We start from the raw sequence: 19,899 nt of genomic DNA, 5'->3' as shown, positions 1-19,899 counted from the left end.
AGGATGAGCATGCAGGGAACCGTATACGCGGTGCTGGCCCTCGTCGTCCTCGCCACCGCCCTTTCCGGATGCACCGGGGTGCCGGGCCTCGAGGAGACGGAGCAGTTCGACCGGACGGTCGCGGTGGAGCCCGGGAGCGGTATCGTCGTGACCAACCGCAACGGAAACGTCGCCGTGAACGTCCGCGAGGGGAATGACGTCGGCATCACGGCGGTCAAACGATCCGTATACGGCCGGAGCGAACTCGATAAGGTCAGGATCGAGGTGACGGAGGGCGATCCCCTCAGGGTAGAGACGGTGCATACCGGGTTCAACCCGCGGGTGAGCGTCGACTACACGATATCCCTGCCGCCGACCGTCGTCCTGCAGAGGATCGAGAGTTCGAACGGCGGGATCGAACTCGCGGGAGTGCGGGTTACAGAGACGGAACTCCTGACGTCGAACGGCCGGGTGATCGTGCACGACGCTCCCGGCGGCGATCTCGCGGCGACCTCCTCGAACGGCCGGATCGAACTCTCGGGCGTCGAGGGCTACGTTACTGCGACGACCAGCAACGCCGGGATCACGGTGGAGGACTGCGGAGGAGTTGCAGGGCTCTCGACCTCGAACGGAGCAATCTCCGCCAAGATTCCCGCCGTCCGGGGGGACGTGACGATATCGTCGAGCAATGCCGGCATCACGCTCAGGTTTGCCGGGGATCTGGATGCCCGGCTGGCCGCCACCACCTCGAACGGCAGGATAGCGGTTCACGATCTTCTGCTCCAACTCGAAGAGTCGACGGGTACCTCGGTCTCGGGAACGCTCGGCAACGGGGGGCCGACCGTCACCGTCACAACCTCGAACGCCGGCATCGACCTCTTCGGCCCCTGACCGGCGCGCCTCCCCGTAACCTTTTATCCCCTCCGCACATACCTTCGAGCATCCGATGATCCGCCATGACGCACCTTCTGTTCTTTACCGTTGAGGGGATACCCTGCGCTCTCCCTCTCGCCGAGATCCGCCAGGTTGTCGGCATGGTGGAACTCCGGCCGGAGACCGGCAGACGCCGCGGGGGAGCGGGAACCATGAACCTGCACGGCAGAACCGTCCCGGTCTACTCGCTCCGGAGTCTTCTCGGGCTCGCCGAGCGCCCTCCTCTCCCCACCGACGTCCTCATCATCGCTCACCCCTCCGGAGAATGCGTGGCCCTCTGGGCGGACGGGGTGCGGGGGGTGCAGGAGAGCCGGGTGCAACTCCCGCCCGACGCCTCCTCCTCTCCCGGCGTGCTGCCGACCGAAGAAGGAGAGATCATCGTCCACGATCTCGGCGCATTCCTTGCAGCGGAAGAGATCGCGCACCACCTCCTCCCGGACGGCGCGGCCGTTGCCGGGGGGGCGACACCGCCTCACGACGCCGAAAAGGCCGGTGAGATCCTCGCAGAACGGGCGCGGGCGGTTGCGCGGCCCAAGAAAGAGAATGGCGAGACCCCGTTCTCGGAACTCCTCACGTTCAGGCTCGCGGGTCAGGAGTACGCCATCAAGACACAGTACATCCGCGAAGTCTTCATCATGCACGAGATCATCCCGGTCCCCGGGGTTCCCGACTTCATCGTCGGGATCTGTGCCGTCAGGGGCGAGATCATCTCCGTCGTCGATCTCCGCGCACTTTTCTCGATCCCGAAGCACGGCCTGACCGACCTCAACCGGGTCATCGTCCTCTCCGACGGGACGATGACCTTTGGAGTTCTTGCAGATTACATCACGGACATCTACATCCGGCCGACCGACCCGTTCTCCCCCGTAGAGCCCGACACGACGCCTATCGAGCAGCGTTACCTCCTGGGCGCCATAGACGGATCGGTGATCGTCCTCGACGCGGCCGCGATCCTCGCCGACCCCGCGATGGTGATTGACCAGACAAGAAAATAGACCGGTTTTATCTCCCTATTAGCTCTAACGGGAGCCCTGGGCGTCATTCACAGGACAGATCATTATTTAACCCGGAGTGCGCATCAATCTATTAAGTCGTCGTACAAGAGCGAGTGGAACGGAGGTAGCATGTTCACATTTTTTTCAGACATGAAAGTCGGGACGAAGATCCTCGTCATCTGCCTATTTCTGGCGATCATCCCGACGCTTATGCTCGGCATAGTGGCGTATACCAGTTCGAGCGGTGTGATTAACGAGCAGATCGAGACGCTGCTCGAGACGCAGGTGCACGACGCGCGGGGATGGACCAACGACGTCTACAAACTCACGCGCAACAAGGTGAACAGCGACCTCAACGTCCTCCACGAGAACTTCTACGCCCGGGGCACTCCGGAGGTCATCGACGGGAAACTGACGCTGGTGGACGGGGACAGCAACCCGTACGTCATCAACGACAACTTCGAGATCGTCGACCAGGTCCAGTCGCTGGTCGGCGGCGCGGCGACGGTCTTCCAGGTCTACGACGACAATGCCGTCAGGATCTCCACGAACGTCATCGGAAACGACGGGACGAGGGCGGTCGGGACCGAGCTGACCCAGAACGTCTACGACGTCGTGGTGAACCAGGGAGAGACCTACTACGGGAGCAGGGACCTCTTCGGCAAGCGCTACGTCACCGCATACGAACCGATAAAGGATAGCCGCGGAAACATCGTCGGAGTTCTCTTCGTCGGGACGGAGGAGCAGGAGACGCTCGACGTCGTCAAGTCGAGCCTCAAGGAGACGGTCATCGGCAGAAACGGCTACATGTTCGTCATCGACAGCGCCGGGCAGGTTCTCGTGCATCCGTCCCTCGAGGGCGAGAACTGGGCCGGCGAAGAGTTCGCCAAGGAGATGCTCCAGAACAAGGTCGGGGTCATCCGCCACCAGATCGACGGCACCGATATCATCGACGCCTATACCTACTACGAACCGCTCGATTGGTACATCGTCTCGCGTGCCGAACTCTCCGACTTCACCGGGCCGATAGACACTATCAGGAACACGATCGTCGTCGTCGTCCTCGCATCCATCGCCATCGGCGTCGCGATCGCCATCCTCTTCGGCCGCTCAATCTCCGATCCCCTGCAGCAGGTCGTCCTGATGCTCAAAGAACTCCGCAGCGGACACCTCTCCGCCCGGCTCAACATCAGGCGTCAGGACGAGATCGGGGTCATGGCCAGGACGATGGACGAGTTCGCCGGCGATCTCCAGACGAACGTCGTCGGGAACCTCAAAAAGATCGCTCTCGGCGAGTACGTCCAGGAGTTCCCGGTCGCCGACGAGGGCGACGAGATACGTCCCGCGCTCGCGATGATGGTCCAGTCGCTCGACCACCTTCACAAAGAGACGCTCAAACTCACCGATGCCGCCCGTGCGGGCGATCTCTCCATCCGCGGCGATGAGAAAGCGTTCCGCGGCGGCTACCGGATGATCATCGCCGGGTTCAACAAGACCCTCGAATCGATCACCGAACCGGTGAACGAGGCGATGCGGCTTGCGCGATTCTACGCTTCCGGCGACTTCACCGCCCGGTTCGACGAGAAGATCCCGGTCGCCGGGGAGTTCGTCGCCTACCGCGACGCCCTCAACACCATCGGGATCGAACTCTCGCGGCTGATGAAACTGATCAGCGAGGAACTTTACGAAGGCGTCTCGGTTCTTTCGCTCGCTTCAAACGAGATACTGGCGGTCACGAGCCAGCTCTCCGCGGCCAGTTCACAGACCGCTGCAACGGTGAACGAGACCTCGGACTCGGTCGAGAGCGTCAGGAAGAAGACCGAACTCGTGAACCAGAAGACGAAAGGCGTCTCGGAGAAGGCGATGCGGGCGCTGGATGTCTCAAAGGACGGCCAGAAATCGGTGCGGGAGATCCTCGAGGGCATGAACCAGATCCAGCGAGAGATGGATATCGTCCGGATGAACGTCATCCGGCTCTCCGAGCAGAGCCAGGCCGTCGGCGAGATCATCGCGACCGTGACCGACATCTCCGAGCAGTCCAATCTGCTCGCGGTGAACGCCTCCATCGAGGCCGCAAAAGCCGGAGAGTTCGGGAAAGGGTTTGCGGTCGTCGCAAACGAGATCCATAACCTTGCCGAGCAGTCGAAGAAGGCGACCTCGAACATCCGGGCCATCCTCACCGATATCCAGCAGGGAGTCACCTCGACCGCGGTCTCGACCGAGCAGGGGATCCGGTCCGTGGCGGACGCAGCCCGGTTGACGAACAACGCCCAGGAGGCGATAGAGGTGCTCGCCCGGTCGATAGCCGACTCCTCGCAGGAGGTCATCGAGATCGCCTCCTCGATCCAGACACAGGCCTCAGGGATAGACCAGATCTCACGCGCGATGGAGAACATCCGTGACGCGGCACAGAAGAACCTCGAGACCACCCACAAGGCGGAGAAGACCGCCGAGGACCTGCACGAGCTCGGCGCCCGCTTAAAGAGGATCACCCAGCAGTACCGGGTCTAGCACGATCTGCCATGACCGGATCGGACGACGTATTTCGTGCCCGTCTCCTCGAGACGTTCCGCGAGGAGGCGGACGGGCACCTTGAAGCAATCACCGAGGGGCTGATCGCGCTTGAGAAGGCCGGGCCGACGCCCGATCTGGTCGAGCGGATTTACCGGACGGTTCACAGCCTGAAAGGAGCGGCACGCGCGGTCAACCTCCGGGATATCGAGTCCATCTGCCAGAACCTCGAGACCGTCTTCTCCCTTGTGAAGCGGGGAGAGTACGTCCCCGGAGTGGACGACTTTGATCTCTTCCACCGGGCAATCGCGGTCATAAAAAGTCTCCTTCAGGGAGAGAGACCCGACGCCTCGCCGGCGGAGATCAACGCGGCGCTCCGGGCCGTCCCCGGCAGGAAAGAGACGGTCCCGAGCGGTTTCCCGGAAGATCGACCGGCCGGAACGGGTCCGGCCTCCGGGGAGAACCACGCGCCCGAAATGCCGGGTCCCTATAACGGCAGCGAGCAGGGAACCGACCGGGGCATGGTGCGGATTGCCGCCCACAAACTCGACCGGCTCACCGCCGGAGCCGAGAGCCTCCTCACGACCCGGCTCTTCATCACGCAGAGGATACGCGAACTCGAGGAGATGGCGACCCGTTTCTCCCTCTGGCAGTGGAACTACTCCCAGGCGTTCAACGACCTGCAGGCGATCCGCGGGAGAGCCTTCGGGGAAGAGAAGGTGGCGATTCCTCCCGATCTTCTCCTGCCGCTCCAGCGAACGGTCGAGTTCCAGGAGTACAACCGCGAGTTCATAACCAACCTCCAGCACGATATCGCCACGCACCTGCGTTCCATGGAGATCGACCGGTCGGCACTCGAGACGAGCACATCCGAGATCTCGGACCTCGTCCACGATGCCGCGCTGCTCCCGGCTTCAACCATACTCGCCCCCTTCTCCGCGTTCGTGAGAGAGTTCTCCCGCACCTCGGGGAAATCGGTCGACCTCGCGATCGAGGGTGGCGAGATCGAGGTCGACCGCCGGATCCTCGATGCGTTGAAGGACCCCATCACGCACCTCATACGGAACAGCATCGATCATGGCATCGAGAGCCCTGAGACCAGAAGAGCAGAGCAAAAATCCGCCACAGGCACCGTGCGGATTCGGGTCTTCCCCCGATCGGGGAGCCGGGTCGGCATCGAGGTGGCCGACGACGGCGCCGGCATCGACAGCAGCGCGATCCGGAGGACGGCCGTCGAGACCGGGGTGATCACGGCGGATGAGGACGCAACCCTCACGGACAGCGAGGCGATCTGGCTCATCTTCCGATCGGGGATGACCACGAGCCGGATCATCACCGATCTCTCGGGGAGGGGGCTCGGGCTTGCGATCGTGGAAGACACCGTCTCCCGTCTCGGGGGAGAGGTGACGGTCTCCTCGACCGTCGGCAGGGGGACGGCGATCACCCTGACCGTCCCGGTGAGGATGGCCACCCTCCGCGGGCTCCTCGTCCGCTCTGAGCGGCAGGTATACGTCCTCCCGATGCAGCAGGTGAAGCAGGTTCTCCGGGTTCGCCCGGACTCCCTGGCCATCGCGAAGGGGCGGCCGACGATCAGCCTCGGGGGAGAGACGATCGAGGTCATCCGGCTCACCGACGCCCTGGGCATCCCCTCGTCCTGCCCTGCCGGGGAGGAGGAGCGGCCAAAGCCACTCGTCATCATCGCCTACGGGGCCGGGCAGATCGCGGGCATGGTCGACGAAGTGATCCGGGTCCAGGAGATCGTCGTCCGGCCGCTCGGCAGCCAGCTCATCTCTGTGCGGAGGATCGACGGGGCCGTGACCCTCGGGGACGGGCATCTGGTGCTCGTGCTCGATCCGCTCGAACTGATCCAGGACGCGATGCAGGCGGAACGGCCGGTGCCTGCACCCGTGCTCCCGCAGGCGACACAACAGCGGATCCTGGTTGTCGACGACTCGGTTACGTCGCGTGCCCTGCTGCAGGCGATACTCGAAGGAGCCGGATATCAGGTGGAGACCGCTGTCAACGGGCTCGACGCATTCGCAAGGCTTAAGCAGCATGAGTTTGATATGGTCGTTTCAGATGTTGATATGCCTCGGATGAACGGTTTTACGCTCACCGAGAAGATCCGGGCCGAAGGCGGGCAGGTTGCCCGGATCCGGGTGGTGCTCGTCACTTCGCTCGGTTCACCTGAAGACCGGGAGCGGGGAAAGGCGGTCGGGGCGGATGGATATATCGTCAAGAAGAACTTCGAGGCGGAAGAGTTTCTCAAGATAGTCCGGCGCCTGATGCGTCGCCGCGAGGGAGAGAGAGAGGAGCGATGATATGGAAGAGAAGCATGCAGGAGGAACGAGAATGCGCGTTCTGGTGGTAGAGGATAGCAGGACGCAGGCCGAGTTCATCCGTTACGTTCTTGAGACGGAAGGATACGACGTCACCCTGGCCGCCGACGGCACCGAGGCGATACGGCGGATGGAGGTCGATACGCCCGATATCGTCCTGACCGACATCATGATGCCGGGGATAGACGGGTACGAACTCTGCCGCCGGATCAAGCAGCAGAACCCGGATACACCCGTCATCCTGGTTACCAGCCTCTTCGATCCCGCCGACGTGCTGAAAGGGCTTGCATCGGGAGCGGACAATTTCATCGTGAAACCCGTCGACCCGGAGCATGTCCGCTCCCAGATCGAGGCCGTCATGCGGGTGCGGGAGATCTCCGAACCGGAAGATTCTCCCGCCGGACTGGAGATCCCCTTCGCCGGCAGCACCTACACCATCACCGCAGGACGGCTCAAGATCCTGAACACCCTTCTCTCGACGTACACCATCGCGGTGACGAAGAACACCGAACTCCAGGAGGCGCAGGAGCAGTTGCACTCCTTGAACGAACAGCTCCAGGAGGCCGTAGCGGATCTCTCGCGCAGCAACGAGAGCCTGGCCGCCGAGAACCAGGAACGGCGTCGCGTGGAGAAAGCGCTCGCGGATGCCAACCGGAAACTCCAGCTCATGGCAAGCATCACCCGCCACGACCTCTTGAACCAGCTCGCGGCGCTCTGGGGGTATCTCGACCTGGCCCAGATACTGCGCGAGCGGGAGCCGGCAAACGCGTGGCGCCACGTCGATAGCGCTGCCGAGATGGTGAACCGGATCAACAACACCGTCCGGTTTACGGCCGAGTACCAGAAGGTGGGGTCGGCGGCTCCGACCTGGCAGGAGATCAGGACGATTGTGGAGCGGTCGGAGAAGTACGTCTCGACGGGCAAGGTCACCCTTGAGAACGCCGTTCCGGCGGGGGTGGAGATCTTCGCCGACCCGCTCATCGAGAAGGTATTCTCGAACCTTATCGATAACGCGCTGCGTTACGGGGAGACGATCACCACCATCACCTTCAGCCTCAAACAGGATGGAGAGACGTACACCCTCCTCTGCGAGGATGACGGGGTGGGGATTCCTGCCGACGAGAAGGAGAAGATTTTCACCTATGCGCACGGCATGAACACCGGACTCGGCCTCTTCCTCGCGCGGGAGATCCTGGCCATAACCGGGATCTCCATCCAGGAGACGGGGATCCCCGGAAACGGAGCACGATTCGAGATCCTCTGCCCGGCAGAAACGATCCGCGCTCCCGGCCGGCAGACCGGATGATCCGAGACGATAACCGCAGGCCTCCCTCATGAACTTCACCGACATTCAGACCGCGCTTGTCACCGATACGCGCAACCGCATCGCGATCATCGCCGGGATAGCCGTGCTGACCCTCGGCGGGAACCTGCTCGCCATGGTCCTCGGCACACCGGAGAGCCTTCTCCCTCTTCCCACCCTCCCGCTCACCATCCCGATCATCATTGCGAGTTACTGGTACCCGCGGCGAGGCATCCCCGTCTCCGTCTGCTTCGCATCCGTCTACGCCGTCACGACCTACTTCCTCTCTCCGCCGGGCCCCCTGCTCGCGTACACCATCCTCCTGCGCGCGATCCTCCTCGTCCTCATCGGCGGCGTGGTTGCGTTTCTCGCGACGAAACTCCGGGAGTCCGAGCAGCAGATGAACCAGATCATCGAGTTCCTGCCCGACGCGACCTTCGCCATCGACCGCGAGGGGAAGGTCATCGCCTGGAACCGCGCGATCGAGGAGATGACCGGGGTGAAGAAAGAGGCCATGCTCGGTCGGGGGGGCTACGAGTACGCCGTACCCTTCTACGGCGAACCGCGGCCGCTGCTTGCAGACCTGGTTCTCCACGGCGATCCCGAGACCGGGTACCCGTCGGTCAGGAGGAGCGGCGACGTCCTTGTCGCGGAGATTCATACCCCTCTTCTCAGGGGCGGGCGGGGGGCGCACATCAAGTTCGCGGCGACCGCGCTTCTCGACCGGAGCGGAGAGGTCACCGGGGCCATCGAGTCCATCCGGGACGTCAGCGACGAAGTGATGACGGAGGCCGCACTGCAGAACGCCAGCCGCCAGCTCAACACGCTCACGGGGATCCTGCGCACCGACCTGGCGAACCGGCTCGCGGTCCTGTACGGGCATCTCTCGGTGGGCGTGATGAAGTTCGACGATCCCGCGGTACTCTCCTTCATCGACGACCTGAACAATGCCGCAAACGGGATCCGGCGGCGGATCGAGATCTCCCGCGAGTTCCGCAACATCGGGATGTCGCCGCCGGCGTGGATCCCCGTGCAGCAGACTGTCCGGAAGGCAGCCGCCACCCTCTCTTTCGGGAGCGTCTCCCTCGATGCGTGGACGGAACGGCTCGAGATCTTCGCCGACCCCCATCTTGCGACGGTCTTCACGCACCTCTTCGAGAACTCGCTCGCTCCGGCGACGAAAGCGAGCAGGATCGTCGTCACCTACCACCTGCGCCCGGAAGGGTGTGCGATCGTCGTCGAGGACGACGGGACCGGCATCCCGGACGCAGAGAAAGGAGATCTTTTTGGGCAGAAGGCGGAGAGTTACGGGCACGGGCTCTTCCTCGCCCACGAGATCCTCGCCATCACCGGGATCGCGATCCGCGAGACCGGAACGTTCGGGACGGGGGCGAGGTTCGAGATCCTGGTGCCGCCCGAAGGATACAGGGTGGTATGAGGCTATCGGGATGATAACGGCTGTTATTTCAGGAAACGGGATGGCGACAACCGGGATCCGGCCGGAGGTTCGTGAACTGACGAGCGCGGAGTTCCCCGCTGCAAACGAGGTATGGCGCGATTACCACGGCACAACCGGCGAACCCGCACGGGACCGGATCTTCGCGACCTTCCTTGCAGGGCAGATCGTCTCTCTCGCCCGGTGCAGGAGGCATCCCGACGGCCTGGAGGTCGACGGCGTCTTCACGCCCGATGCCTGCCGGAAACAGGGGTATGCCCGCATGGTGATGAACGCTCTTGTTGTGGCCTGCCACAACGACGACCTCTACATGTACGCGGTCGAGAGCCTCGCCGGGTTCTACGCGGGGTTCGGGTTCATCTCGATACCGGAACGTGACCTCCCGCTCAGTATCCGGGAGCGCTACACCTGGGCGGCGGGGAACATGGAAGGCGCCGAGGTCCGGCCGATGTTCAGGAGAGCCGGGTTGTAACCCGGCGCCTCACGGACTTCCACCGCACTCGCACCTCCGGTGCTCGAACTCCGGCCCTTCGGCCTGTCGTTCGGTAGAGGGGTGCCAAAACTCTCTTTCGAATCCTGATGACTTCTCAAACTCCGGAGGTTGTCCATCGCCATCCTGCGGACAGTCGTCCTCCGGAACATCGCACCCTTCGGGAACGTCGCAAGTCGCACCTGAAGGTAATCAGGCACTCACGCCCCGCCGCCGCGCTCCTCGAAGTAGCGCAGCGCCTCGGGAACCTGCGCCCTGACCGTCCGCAGGAAGTAGTTCGTGAGGTCGGGATCGGCCACCAGGAACGAGTGCTGCATCGCCCGCTCGGTATCCTTGGTGAGCCCGCCGCGCTCGTCTATCTCCGCTCTTATGTCATGGACGGCGTTATCGACGTCCTGTTCGCTCTCCCACTTCAGTACCGATATCGTTCGTGCCATTGCTCTTCACCTCACGGCGCTGCCGTATGAGGAGAGGTTCTATTTCAGGTTAACCCTCGCGGGATCGGGAAAAAAAGGGTCAGGCGTCTCCCGGATCGAAGAGCACCTTTTCGGCTTTCTCGCTGACGAGCGCGCTGTTCCCGGCAGGATCCTCGAGGGTGACCGTGAACGGGAAGGCCACCTCCCGTGCGGCGGCGATCGTCTCCATCATCCTGAGTGCGGCCGCCCGCTCGTCTTCGCTCTCGGGATCCGCGAGGACCGTCTCCACCGCCTGCTCGAAGCGGTAGAGGATCCCCTCGATATTGGTGACGAAACCCTCGCAGGCGGCGCCGGGTTCGACCGCGAGGCCGAGTTCCGGGATCTCGATCTTCCCTGTCGTGCTCCGCGCCACCCGGATGGCAAGGTCGCCGGGCTCCTCCACCCGCACCGTCCACCGGACAGGGATGCCCTCCCCGAGGATGATGGTGTCGGTGTGCCGGTAGCCGCAGGCGTCGCAGGCGATAGAGACGAGCAGGAGGTCGGGAAAGTGGGGGATGTCGAGACGGTGATGGACAATCCGGATCTCGCTCCCGCAGGCGGGGCAGGTTCCCGGATGGGACTCCCGCACTAGAGGCCCCCGCCGATCTTCTCGCGGGAGACCTTGACGGACATGGGCGTGATGACGACGTACTTCTGCTCGCCGAGGCCGACGATGTCGCCGTTCACGTCCTTTGCCACGTCACGAAGATCCTTTAAGACCCGCTCGAACGTCACCTTGTCCATCTTCAGCCGCCCGATGTCGACGATGACGATATTGCCGTTGTAAACTTCGTCTTTGACGCGGGGGGTATCTTTGAGATCGGCGATGGTGGCGATCTTGATGTACATGGATGCCGGCACTTCTTCGTTCGATCCCTCGTAAGAGGCGAGATCGAGCTCCATGTAGTCCTCTTCGTTCCGGGCCGGACTTTTGCCGAGGATGCTGTCAAAGAGTTTTTTAACCATAGAAAAATTGAGGAATGAATTTTATTTAATAGTATCTATTATTTTCACCGTCAGATCTCCAGATTCCAGAGATCGTCCCCGACGTAGTGGACGCTTTTGACGGACTTGCCCTTCTCCTGCTGCTCCATATCGGCTGCATCCAGGAGCGCAATCCCCACAGCAAGCGGTTTTCCATGCCGTTCCTCGACGACCTGCACCGGGTGCCCCGCACGGATGTCCGGCGAGATCGATATGATCCCGGGGCGCATGGCATCCGCGCCGTTTGCTACGAACCTGACCGCGCCGGAATCGACCACCACCCGCCGCTCGGGGATAGGGTGCTCGACGAGACCCCGCAGGGTCGGAAAGGTCCAATCGTCGGTTCCCATCAGGAGGGGCTTTTTGTCGACGAGGTAGATCCCGACGGGAGCATCCGTCTCCACCCGCTCGATCCTGTCCGACCGGAAGAGGTCGGCGGATGCCCCGATCTCGCCCGTGAGCCGCTCGAGAAGTTCACTGATCTGCGATTTCCGGATAACGTGGCGTTTTTTAACGGTAATCTTTGGCATGTCTTGAAACCTCGGGGTGCGCTGACGTTCGCGCAGCAACGCGGTTATATTTAAGTAGCTTCCTCACTCAAATATATTACTCCAGAATGGACGGCAAAGGGTAATCATATGACGCCAAGACCGTTGGATATTTTAGATCAGGTACTGAATCGTCAGCCCGTCATCATCAGCCTGAAAGGTGGGAGGGAGATCCGGGGGATCCTCCAGGGATACGACGTTCACATGAATCTGGTACTGGACAAGGCAGAAGAAGAAGTGGACGGCGCGGCGCAGAAACTCGGCACGTTGATCGTCCGCGGTGACAATGTGATCTACATTACCCCTTCAGTCGAATAACATTAGGTGAGAGAGCATGTCAAAAGGCACACCATCGATGGGCAAACGCCAGAAGCGCACTCACATCGCCTGCAGGCGATGCGGCAAGATCTCGTTCCACGCACAGCACAAGGTCTGTGCGGCCTGTGGATTCGGCAGAAGCCAGAGAATCCGCAGTTACCGCTGGACGGAGAAGAAGGCAAAGGTACCGACGCATTAGAGTTGCATCATGTGTGGTATCGTTGGCATCGTCGATGCTGGCGGTGTCTCGTTTCCGCTGTACTACGCCCTGTACGCTCTCCAGCACCGGGGGCAGGAGAGCGCAGGGATCTCTACTTTTGAAGGCACGACCCTGCACACGCACAAAGCCCAGGGGCTCGTGGCCGAAGTCTTCAACAGCCAGACCCTGCAGGATCTGCCGGGGAACGCCGGAATCGGACACGTCCGCTACCCGACAACCGGGTCGAAGGTCTCAGAGAACGTTCAGCCGTTCAATTTCCGGTACCGGGGCCTCAATCTTTCGATCGCCCATAACGGCAACCTGGTTAATACGGCCGAACTCCGCGAAGAATACGAACGCCGGGGACAGATCTTCTGCACCACGACCGATACCGAGATCATGGGGAACATCATCGCCGATGCGCTCCGGACCTCGAAGAGCATGGAGGATGCCGTTCTGCTCTGCATGCGGCGGCTGCGCGGCTCCTACGCCACCGTGGCCCTCCTGAACGACACCGTATACGCCTTCCGCGACCCGCTCGGCATCAAACCGCTCTGTATCGGGAAACTCGACAACGGCTACATCGTCGCGTCGGAGAGCGTTGCGATCGATGCACTGGACGGCACGTTCGTCCGGGACGTGCGTCCCGGCGAACTCGTCCGGATCGACGAGTCCGGGCTCACCTCGATCCAGATCGCGACCGCGAACCGGAAGGCGTACTGCATCTTCGAGTACATCTACTTCGCCCGCGCCGACTCCGTGATAGACGGGACGCTGGTCTACGACGTCCGGCGGCGGATCGGGCAGAAACTCTACGATACATGCCCCATTGAGGGCGACACGGTCTGCCCGGTTCCCGACTCCGGGATCGCGTACGCCGCGGGCTACGCCAAGCAGTCCGGGATCCCGTTCCTCGAGGGGCTGATGAAGAACCGTTACATGGGCAGGACGTTCATCATGCCGACCCAGCAGCAGCGCGAGCGGGCGGTCCGGATCAAGCTCAACACCGTTCGGGGAAACCTGAAGGATAAGCGGGTGGTGCTCATCGACGACAGCATCGTCCGGGGGACGACCTCCCGCCGGATCGTGAACATGATCCGGGATGCGGGGGCCGAAGAGGTCCATCTCCGGGTCGGTTCCCCGCCGATCATCGCCCCCTGCTACCTCGGGGTGGATATGCCCACCCGCACGGAGCTGATCGCGAGCGGCAAGGAGGTCGAGGCGGTGCGCAAGAGCATCGGCGCGACGTCGCTCACCTACATCCCGCTCGAAGACCTGGTGGAGGCGATCGGGTGCGGCGAGCGGAACCTCTGCACCGGGTGCCTGACGGGATGCTATCCGGTGGAGATCAACAACGAGAAGAACTGCCACTGCATCGTGGACTACGGGGCCGGCACCCACCAGTCCGACCTCTCGACGTTCAGGGCCGGAAAGGGACGGACGTAAGCGGTCGTTCCGGATCGCCGTTCTCTTTCTCCGGCACGACGAGATTTTTTGTTCCGTCCGGACTCGTTCGAGTCCGGACCCCTTCTGCGCGGCTCACAACCCCTATTCCAGGCGGAGCGGCCGCAGGCATGCGTTTCGTCCGGGGAAAACCTGAGGTACAGGAGATGGATAACGCATAAAAACGTGCAAAAACGCAGAATCGTCTTTCATAGCGAGGGATGGATTTGAACCATCGATCTACGGGTTATGAGCCCGCCGGGATATCCTGACTACCCCACCTCGCTTCTGACCTGTGAGGTATATGCATTGTTTTTTGGGAGATATATATCTTTGTGCGGGCCGGACCGGCGCGGGTCCGGGGTGCCGGTGCCCGGCGCAGGGCTAACCATTTAATATGAGCGAGCGGCATACTTCCGTCATATGGAAGGAGAGAGGCCGCTTGACGACGAACTGCAGCGTCTCCGGGAAGAACGTCTCCGGAAACTCGAAGAACGGCTGACGGGTACGCCGGGCGGTGTCATCGAGATCGCCGATGGTGCGCTCCAGAAGATCCTGCAGGAGCACCCCGCTCTGGTCGTCGACGTCTGGGCGGAATGGTGCGGCCCCTGCCGGATGGTGGCCCCGGTCGTCGAGGACCTTGCGCGTGACTTCGCCGGCAGGGTGACCTTCGGCAAGTGCAACGTCGATCAAAACCCCACGATAGCAGCGAGTTTCAGTATAACGGCGATACCCACGCTCCTGTTCTTCGCGAACGGCATGCTGGTCGACCGGGTGGTCGGCGCGCTCCCGAAAGAGGCCATCAAAGCACGGGTCATGCGGGCGTTCGGCACCGGCTAGAGGAACGCGCCCTGCCGGCACCGGAGCCACTCGGAGAGCCGTGCGGCCATGACGAAGTCGTTCCGGGAGAGTCCGCCGATGGCGTAGGTATACCAGGCGACGTCCACGTACCTCGCAGCGTGGATACCGAGGTCCGGGGGATGGTTCTCCCGCGCGGCAAATTCGGCGACCTCGTTGAGGAACGTCACCGCTTCATCGAACCCTTTGCAGGAGAACCGGGCGGTAAGCCGCCCGTCTTCGAGCGACCAGTCCGGGACTTCCGGCAGGAGGTCGGCGATCTCCCGCCGGGTCAACGGTGCCGTATCCGCGACATCCGGGACGATCGCCTCAGACGAAAGATCCATACTGATCCCTCATCGGAGAGGATGAAAAAGGTTATTCTCCGGAGCACCGGTGCTTGAAGACTTTCAGGTTGCTTGAACTCCGTTAGGTGCTCGAACTCCTTTCCCGCACCTTCGGTGCTCACGCTCACTGTGTTCGCGCCTCGAAGACCTCCGGTCTTCTCAAGCTCCGTTCCTACGGAACGTCGCACTTCGCACCTGACGGTGCTCGAACTCCGGCCCTTCGGCCTGTCGTTCTTCGCGGCTTCGCGTCCTTCGCGTGAGGCCGTTTTGGTGCTCAACCCAACTATCTCACGCGAAGTGCGAGCGCAGCGAGCTTGAGCACCGTAGGTGCGAGCCGCGAAGAACGCGAAGATCAGGTTGGTTGGGAGTTACTCCCCTTCGAAGCCTGATGGCTTCTCATGCTCCCTCCCCACAGGGGAGGTCGCACTTCGAAGACCTGATGGCTTCTCATGCTCCCCCCCACAGGGGAGGTCGCACTTCGAAGACCTGATGGCTTCTCAAACTCCGGATGCCCCACCCCTCGCACTTCGCATGAGTTGATGTCAGTGGGCTGCACACTAGCGCAACTTCTTGATCAGGTATGCCACGTTCTCGGCGAACCGCCGGACCGTTCTCATCCCTTCTTCGTCGCCCAGGGCTTCTCCCGGCGTCCTCCCGAAGACCATGTTCCAGTAGGTCGAGCCCGGCACGATCATGTCGTTGATGAGGTAAAACATCAGCAGCTCCTGGAGCGTGGCGGTATGCCCGCCCCGCCGGGCCACGGCGATCGGGCCGCCCACCTTCCGCGAGAGGAAGGAGTCGGACGACATCGAGACCATCCCGATCCGCTGCAGGGCCGCCGTGACGTCGCCGCGGGCGGTGCCGAAGTAGACCGGGGTCCCCACGATGAACCCGTCGGCCTCCCGGATCCTCTCGATGATCTCGTTCAAGCCGTCATCGAGGGAGCATTCCCCTTCGGTGCAGAGCCCGCAGGCGGTGCAGGAGAGGATACGCATCTCTCCGAGCATGACGGTCTCGGTCTCGACACCCTCGCGCTCGAGGACCTTCGCGCACTCCCCGAGCACCTGTGCGGTGTTCCCCTCGCGCCGGGGACTCCCGCAGAGCAGTACAACTCTACCGGTCGACATCTCACACCTCGATCAGCCGGTAGGTCTCTTCCCCGAGCCCGATCCCGGCGGCGTAGGCGAACTGGTACCTGCCGTCCGTGTAGTCCCAGATCCCCTTAAACTTGTCCTCCCCAGGAGCGAAGTTCCCCGCAAGCAGCGTCCGGGAGAACCCCTGCTCGCTGTTGACGAGGTCGAAACTCGCGCGGTCGATCGCGACCGGGTCGGTGGAGGCGAGGATCCCGATGTCGGGGACGACCGCCGCGTCGCTCCAGGAGACGCAGTCGCAGTCCGGGGTGATGTTGAGGAGGAAGTTGATGTAGCCGACCCTTCCGGGTTTGCCGCGGACGGCGCCGAGGGCGTACTCGCAGAGCCGCTCGATGAACGGGCGGATCTCCGTCGTCCAGTCGAACTCGATCGCGCCCGTCGGGCAGGACCGCATGCAGTCGCCGCACCCGACGCAGTGCTCCGGGTTGAGCACCGCCCGCCCGTCGGCGAGGGTCATCGCCGCCAGGGGGCAGACCGTGGTGCACTTCCCGCACCCGCCGCACCGCTCGATCTCCACGAACGGCCGGCCCGCGTGCTGCTCCGCCTTCCCCGACGGCGGGGCGCAGCCCATCGCCAGGTTCTTGATCGCGCCGCCGAACCCGGCAAGATCGTGGCCCTTGACGTGCGAGAGGACGATCATGCTGTCGGCGTCGAGGATGCTCCCGGCGATCCGGACGCGTTCGAAGTGCTTTCCGCCGACGGCGACCTCCCTCCAGTACCCGCCGGTGAGGCCGTCGGCGATGATGACCGGGGCGCCGGCCACCGCGTAGGCAAACCCGTGCTCGATCGCGGTGACGGTGTGGCGGACGGCGTCGGCCCGGCTCCCGGCGTAGAGGGTGGCGGTATCGGTGAGAAACGGCTGCGCTCCACGCTCTTTTATCTTATCGACCACCTGCCGGGCAAAGAGCGGGTGGACGTAGGTGTCGCACCCCCGCTCCCCGACGTGCAGCTTGACGGCCGCGAGATCCCCCGGCCGGATAGCCCCGTCAAACCCGGCCGCGTCAAAGAGGCGGCGGATCTTCGCGATTTTGCTTTCGTGCGGACCCCGTGCCCTGAGGGCGGCAAAATAGACGTCTGCCATCGATCCATGCTCCCTTGCGGGTACTTTCCGGCTGCCGGAGGATAAGAATTGCGCCGGGTCCCGGTAACCGTTCAAAAAGGGGGAGAAGGGGTCTTATCGGATCTCCACACCCTTCAACCGCACGCCGGGCTCCTCCGTCACCTCGCCGACCACCCGGGCGTCGGGGACGATTGCCCGGATCGCGGCGACGCTCTTCTCCGGGGCGACGAAGGCGTAGCCCATGCCCATGTTGAAGGTCCGGTACATCTCTGCGTCGCTGATCTTCCCGGCCTCCTGCAGCCAGGAGAATATCTCGGGAACCTCCAGGGGGTCGGTGATGGAGAACCCGTACTCCGAGAGCCGCTTGAAGTTCAGGAGGCCGCCGCCGGTGACGTGGCACATCCCGTGGATCTCGCAAGCCTCAGCCACCCGGAGCACCTCGGCATAGATCCGGGTCGGCGTCAGGAGCTCTTCACCGAGGGTCTTGCCGTTCGAGAGACGGGTATCGTAGGATGCGCAGTCCTCGACGACTTTCCGGGCAAGGGTCAGGCCGTTGCTGTGGATGCCGCTCGAGGGAACCCCGACGATCACGTCGCCGGGAACGATCCCCGCGCCGGTGACGACCTTCTCCTTCTTCTGGACCCCAAGACAGGTTCCCGCGAGGTCGAGGCCGTTCACGAGCCCCTTGAGGGTCGCGGTCTCGCCGCCGACGATGTTCATGTTCGCAAGCCTCGCCCCCTCGTTCAGTCCTTCGCCGATCTGGGCCATCTTCTCCGGCGAGAGGGCGTCGGTCGCGATATAGTCGACGAACGCCACGGGCTCGAGGTTCATCACGTAGAGGTCGTTCGTGTTCATCGCGATGCAGTCGATCCCGACGGTACTCCAGTCCTCGAGGGCGTCGGCGACGAGCATCTTCGTGCCGACGCCGTCGACGGCGAGCGCGAGGACGTACGGCCCGCAGTCGATCAGCCCGGCGAAGTGCCCGACCTTCCCGAGCATCGAGAAGTCGCCGGATCTCCGGTAGGTGAGGGAATCAATCAGCGCCCGGACCGCCCGGGCCTCGAGGTCGATGTCGACCCCGGCTTCACGGTAGGTATGTTCTTCAGTCATCTGAGTTCTCCGATAGTCGGAATTCATCGTGCAGCACCTGCAAGGCACGTTTCCCGTCCCCGCCCTTCACGACGAAGGAGACGTTCACCTCGCTTGAACCCTGCGAGATCATCATCATGTTGATACCGGCCCGGCCGATCGCCGAGAAGATTCGACCGCCGGTTCCCGGCGTGCCGGCCATTCCCGCACCGACGACCGCGAGCGCGGCGACGTCCCGGTCGTAGGTGACCTCGCGCACGACACCCTGTTTCACGATCGGGTTGAGGGCGGCGATCGCGGCGTCCAGGTGCGACTCGTCGATGATGAGGGAGATGTTCGCCTCGCTCGAACCCTGCGAGATCATCATGACGTTCACCTCCCGCTCGGCGAGCGCGGAGAAGATCGTCTTTGCCACGCCGGGACGGCCGACCATCTGGGCGCCGTTGATGTTGACCAGCGCCACCTTCTCGATAAGAGCGAGGGCCTTGACCACCCGCTTCTCCTGGTGCTTGTCCCGGAGGACGAGGGTGCCGGGGACTTCGGGCCGGAACGAGTTCTTGACCCGGATCGGGATATCCTTCTGCATCGCGGGTTCGATCGAACGCGGGTGGAGGACCTTCGCGCCGAAGAAAGAGAGTTCCATCACCTCAAGGTAGGAGATGTCGTCGAGGACCCGGGCGTCCCTGACGATCCGGGGGTCGGAGGTCATCACACCGTCGACGTCGGTCCAGATCCAGATCTCGTCGGCATCAAGCCCGGCGCCGACGACGGCGGCCGAGTAGTCGGAACCGCTCCGCCCGAGGGTGGTGACGACGCCCTGCTCGGTCGCCCCCATGAAACCCATGATCACCGGGACGGAATCGGCGAGCAGCGGGGCGACCCGGGCACGGATGTTCTCCTCGCTGACCGGGAGGGCACGGGCGTCCCCGTGGTTTGCGGTCGTGACGATCCCGGCCCCGGCGCCGTCGAGGACGACCGAAGCGATCCCGCGCTGCCGCAGGGCGGCCGCGACGATCGGGGCGGAGAGCCGTTCCCCGAAGGAGATGATGTAGTCGCGGGACCGGGGCGTCAGTTCCTTTAAGGTATGCACCGCGGTGAGGATGTTCTGCAGCCGGGTGAGCCGGTCATCGATGATCGCGGTCACCTCGCGGGCGTGGTCGGGAGCCACTTTCTCAAGGAGCCGGGTGTGCCGCTCCCGTATCACCGAGAGAAACGTCTCAATCCGGGGCTGCTCCTTGCTTGCCATGACCTCGTCGGTCACCGCGATGATCTGGTCGGTGACCCCCGAGCATGCCGATACGACTAATGCAACCTCGTCGCCTGCCGCACGATGCGATTCCACGATGTCTGCGACCCTCCCGATACAGTCGGTCTCTCCGACGGAAGTGCCGCCAAATTTCATTAAAAGCCTCATTCTGGCTCACTTGTCCCCTGCAATTACTTTATGGTATTATACAACGCA

Annotated in this window: 20 protein-coding genes and 1 tRNA gene; 11 read left to right on the top strand and 10 right to left on the bottom strand. The window is 63.0% G+C overall.

The window, feature by feature from the left end:
- The first annotated feature begins 9 nt into the window (after window positions 1–9).
- The 7 genes from MchiMG62_RS01850 to MchiMG62_RS01820 all read left to right on the top strand — a co-directional run bounded on the left by MchiMG62_RS01850 (window position 10) and on the right by MchiMG62_RS01820 (window position 9,988).
- Window positions 10–870: a DUF4097 family beta strand repeat-containing protein gene (locus MchiMG62_RS01850; RefSeq protein ID WP_221057640.1), complete on the top strand. Its 861-nt coding sequence runs from the start codon at window positions 10–12 to the stop codon at window positions 868–870.
- 65 nt (window positions 871–935) lie between these two features.
- Window positions 936–1,907 (top strand): chemotaxis protein CheW, encoded by a 972-nt coding sequence (locus MchiMG62_RS01845; RefSeq protein ID WP_221057639.1) that lies wholly within the window; start codon window positions 936–938, stop codon window positions 1,905–1,907.
- 150 nt (window positions 1,908–2,057) lie between these two features.
- On the top strand, window positions 2,058–4,418 hold the full coding sequence (locus MchiMG62_RS01840; protein WP_244987758.1) for a methyl-accepting chemotaxis protein: 2,361 nt from the start codon (window positions 2,058–2,060) through the stop codon (window positions 4,416–4,418).
- Window positions 4,419–4,429: 11 nt separating this feature from the next.
- Window positions 4,430–6,739 (top strand): hybrid sensor histidine kinase/response regulator, encoded by a 2,310-nt coding sequence (locus MchiMG62_RS01835; RefSeq protein WP_221057637.1) that lies wholly within the window; start codon window positions 4,430–4,432, stop codon window positions 6,737–6,739.
- A 31-nt stretch (window positions 6,740–6,770) separates the two neighbouring features.
- Entirely contained in the window at window positions 6,771–8,063 is a 1,293-nt protein-coding gene (locus MchiMG62_RS01830) for an ATP-binding response regulator (protein WP_244987757.1), read from the top strand.
- A gap of 28 nt (window positions 8,064–8,091) precedes the next feature.
- On the top strand, window positions 8,092–9,498 hold the full coding sequence (locus MchiMG62_RS01825; RefSeq protein ID WP_221057635.1) for a PAS domain S-box protein: 1,407 nt from the start codon (window positions 8,092–8,094) through the stop codon (window positions 9,496–9,498).
- A 40-nt stretch (window positions 9,499–9,538) separates the two neighbouring features.
- Window positions 9,539–9,988: a GNAT family N-acetyltransferase gene (locus MchiMG62_RS01820; protein WP_244987756.1), complete on the top strand. Its 450-nt coding sequence runs from the start codon at window positions 9,539–9,541 to the stop codon at window positions 9,986–9,988.
- Between the two features lie 218 nt (window positions 9,989–10,206).
- On the opposite strand, the gene MchiMG62_RS01815 is transcribed toward MchiMG62_RS01820, so the two are convergent.
- The 4 genes from MchiMG62_RS01815 to MchiMG62_RS01800 form a co-directional block, all read right to left on the bottom strand.
- On the bottom strand, window positions 10,207–10,443 hold the full coding sequence (locus MchiMG62_RS01815; RefSeq protein WP_221057633.1) for a hypothetical protein: 237 nt from the start codon (window positions 10,441–10,443) through the stop codon (window positions 10,207–10,209).
- Window positions 10,444–10,522: 79 nt separating this feature from the next.
- Complete coding sequence (locus MchiMG62_RS01810) at window positions 10,523–11,050, bottom strand: ZPR1 zinc finger domain-containing protein (RefSeq protein ID WP_221057632.1); 528 nt, start codon at window positions 11,048–11,050, stop codon at window positions 10,523–10,525.
- Window positions 11,050–11,427 carry a cell division protein SepF gene (locus MchiMG62_RS01805; protein ID WP_221057631.1) on the bottom strand — a complete coding sequence of 126 codons (378 nt, stop codon included), beginning with the start codon at window positions 11,425–11,427 and terminating at the stop codon, window positions 11,050–11,052. Before MchiMG62_RS01805 ends, MchiMG62_RS01810 begins: the two co-directional genes overlap by 1 nt.
- Window positions 11,428–11,477: 50 nt before the next feature.
- On the bottom strand, window positions 11,478–11,975 hold the full coding sequence (locus MchiMG62_RS01800) for an RNA-binding protein (protein WP_221057630.1): 498 nt from the start codon (window positions 11,973–11,975) through the stop codon (window positions 11,478–11,480).
- Between the two features lie 108 nt (window positions 11,976–12,083).
- Here MchiMG62_RS01800 and MchiMG62_RS01795 point away from each other — a divergent pair, with 108 nt between their 5' ends.
- Genes MchiMG62_RS01795 through purF form a run of 3 tightly spaced genes read left to right on the top strand, consistent with a single transcriptional unit; the run spans window position 12,084 to window position 13,956 of the window.
- A complete protein-coding gene (locus MchiMG62_RS01795) occupies window positions 12,084–12,311 on the top strand; it encodes an LSM domain-containing protein (protein WP_011843085.1) in 228 nt (75 codons plus the stop codon).
- Window positions 12,312–12,327: 16 nt separating this feature from the next.
- A complete protein-coding gene (locus MchiMG62_RS01790; protein ID WP_221057629.1) occupies window positions 12,328–12,510 on the top strand; it encodes a 50S ribosomal protein L37e in 183 nt (60 codons plus the stop codon).
- A gap of 9 nt (window positions 12,511–12,519) precedes the next feature.
- Window positions 12,520–13,956 carry an amidophosphoribosyltransferase gene (gene purF, locus MchiMG62_RS01785; RefSeq protein ID WP_221057628.1) on the top strand — a complete coding sequence of 479 codons (1,437 nt, stop codon included), beginning with the start codon at window positions 12,520–12,522 and terminating at the stop codon, window positions 13,954–13,956.
- Between the two features lie 209 nt (window positions 13,957–14,165).
- Here purF and MchiMG62_RS01780 read toward each other — a convergent pair.
- Window positions 14,166–14,240, bottom strand: a tRNA-Met gene (locus MchiMG62_RS01780).
- 136 nt (window positions 14,241–14,376) lie between these two features.
- On the opposite strand from MchiMG62_RS01780, the gene trxA reads away from it, so the two are divergent.
- Window positions 14,377–14,793, top strand: a complete 417-nt coding sequence (gene trxA / locus MchiMG62_RS01775; protein ID WP_221057627.1) for a thioredoxin — start codon at window positions 14,377–14,379, stop codon at window positions 14,791–14,793.
- Here the strand turns inward: trxA and MchiMG62_RS01770 are convergent.
- The 5 genes from MchiMG62_RS01770 to MchiMG62_RS01750 form a co-directional block, all read right to left on the bottom strand.
- The gene (locus MchiMG62_RS01770) at window positions 14,790–15,137 is read right to left on the bottom strand and encodes a 4a-hydroxytetrahydrobiopterin dehydratase (protein ID WP_221057626.1); all 348 of its coding nucleotides are present in this window, start codon (window positions 15,135–15,137) and stop codon (window positions 14,790–14,792) included. The genes trxA and MchiMG62_RS01770 overlap by 4 nt on opposite strands.
- Before the next feature lie 557 nt (window positions 15,138–15,694).
- On the bottom strand, window positions 15,695–16,264 hold the full coding sequence (locus MchiMG62_RS01765; RefSeq protein ID WP_221057625.1) for a flavodoxin family protein: 570 nt from the start codon (window positions 16,262–16,264) through the stop codon (window positions 15,695–15,697).
- A gap of 1 nt (window position 16,265) precedes the next feature.
- A complete protein-coding gene (locus MchiMG62_RS01760; RefSeq protein ID WP_221057624.1) occupies window positions 16,266–17,369 on the bottom strand; it encodes a DUF362 domain-containing protein in 1,104 nt (367 codons plus the stop codon).
- A gap of 93 nt (window positions 17,370–17,462) precedes the next feature.
- Window positions 17,463–18,458, bottom strand: coding sequence for a phosphoribosylformylglycinamidine cyclo-ligase (purM, locus tag MchiMG62_RS01755; protein WP_221057623.1), 996 nt, complete (start codon window positions 18,456–18,458; stop codon window positions 17,463–17,465).
- The gene (locus MchiMG62_RS01750) at window positions 18,451–19,839 is read right to left on the bottom strand and encodes an aspartate kinase (RefSeq protein ID WP_221057622.1); all 1,389 of its coding nucleotides are present in this window, start codon (window positions 19,837–19,839) and stop codon (window positions 18,451–18,453) included. The genes purM and MchiMG62_RS01750 overlap by 8 nt, the downstream gene beginning before the upstream one ends.
- Window positions 19,840–19,899 lie beyond the last annotated feature (60 nt).

It is taken from the genome of Methanoculleus chikugoensis (assembly GCF_019669965.1).
Classification (GTDB): domain Archaea; phylum Halobacteriota; class Methanomicrobia; order Methanomicrobiales; family Methanoculleaceae; genus Methanoculleus; species Methanoculleus chikugoensis.
The sequence above is the reverse complement of the archived record's forward strand: the minus strand, read 5'-3'. Positions and strand labels throughout refer to the sequence as shown.

Bases quoted from the DNA above. Each gene is read 5' to 3' on its own strand.
- MchiMG62_RS01850 (WP_221057640.1), top strand. From the start codon at position 10: ATGCAGGGAACCGTATACGCGGTGCTGGCCCTCGTCGTCCTCGCCACC.
- MchiMG62_RS01845 (WP_221057639.1), top strand. From the start codon at position 936: ATGACGCACCTTCTGTTCTTTACCGTTGAGGGGATACCCTGCGCTCTC.
- MchiMG62_RS01840 (WP_244987758.1), top strand. From the start codon at position 2,058: ATGAAAGTCGGGACGAAGATCCTCGTCATCTGCCTATTTCTGGCGATC.
- MchiMG62_RS01835 (WP_221057637.1), top strand. From the start codon at position 4,430: ATGACCGGATCGGACGACGTATTTCGTGCCCGTCTCCTCGAGACGTTC.
- MchiMG62_RS01830 (WP_244987757.1), top strand. From the start codon at position 6,771: ATGCGCGTTCTGGTGGTAGAGGATAGCAGGACGCAGGCCGAGTTCATC.
- MchiMG62_RS01825 (WP_221057635.1), top strand. From the start codon at position 8,092: ATGAACTTCACCGACATTCAGACCGCGCTTGTCACCGATACGCGCAAC.
- MchiMG62_RS01820 (WP_244987756.1), top strand. From the start codon at position 9,539: ATGGCGACAACCGGGATCCGGCCGGAGGTTCGTGAACTGACGAGCGCG.
- MchiMG62_RS01815 (WP_221057633.1), bottom strand. From the start codon at position 10,443: ATGGCACGAACGATATCGGTACTGAAGTGGGAGAGCGAACAGGACGTC.
- MchiMG62_RS01805 (WP_221057631.1), bottom strand. From the start codon at position 11,427: ATGGTTAAAAAACTCTTTGACAGCATCCTCGGCAAAAGTCCGGCCCGG.
- MchiMG62_RS01800 (WP_221057630.1), bottom strand. From the start codon at position 11,975: ATGCCAAAGATTACCGTTAAAAAACGCCACGTTATCCGGAAATCGCAG.
- MchiMG62_RS01795 (WP_011843085.1), top strand. From the start codon at position 12,084: ATGACGCCAAGACCGTTGGATATTTTAGATCAGGTACTGAATCGTCAG.
- MchiMG62_RS01790 (WP_221057629.1), top strand. From the start codon at position 12,328: ATGTCAAAAGGCACACCATCGATGGGCAAACGCCAGAAGCGCACTCAC.
- purF (WP_221057628.1), top strand. From the start codon at position 12,520: ATGTGTGGTATCGTTGGCATCGTCGATGCTGGCGGTGTCTCGTTTCCG.
- trxA (WP_221057627.1), top strand. From the start codon at position 14,377: ATGGAAGGAGAGAGGCCGCTTGACGACGAACTGCAGCGTCTCCGGGAA.
- MchiMG62_RS01770 (WP_221057626.1), bottom strand. From the start codon at position 15,137: ATGGATCTTTCGTCTGAGGCGATCGTCCCGGATGTCGCGGATACGGCA.
- MchiMG62_RS01765 (WP_221057625.1), bottom strand. From the start codon at position 16,264: ATGTCGACCGGTAGAGTTGTACTGCTCTGCGGGAGTCCCCGGCGCGAG.
- MchiMG62_RS01760 (WP_221057624.1), bottom strand. From the start codon at position 17,369: ATGGCAGACGTCTATTTTGCCGCCCTCAGGGCACGGGGTCCGCACGAA.
- purM (WP_221057623.1), bottom strand. From the start codon at position 18,458: ATGACTGAAGAACATACCTACCGTGAAGCCGGGGTCGACATCGACCTC.
- MchiMG62_RS01750 (WP_221057622.1), bottom strand. From the start codon at position 19,839: ATGAAATTTGGCGGCACTTCCGTCGGAGAGACCGACTGTATCGGGAGG.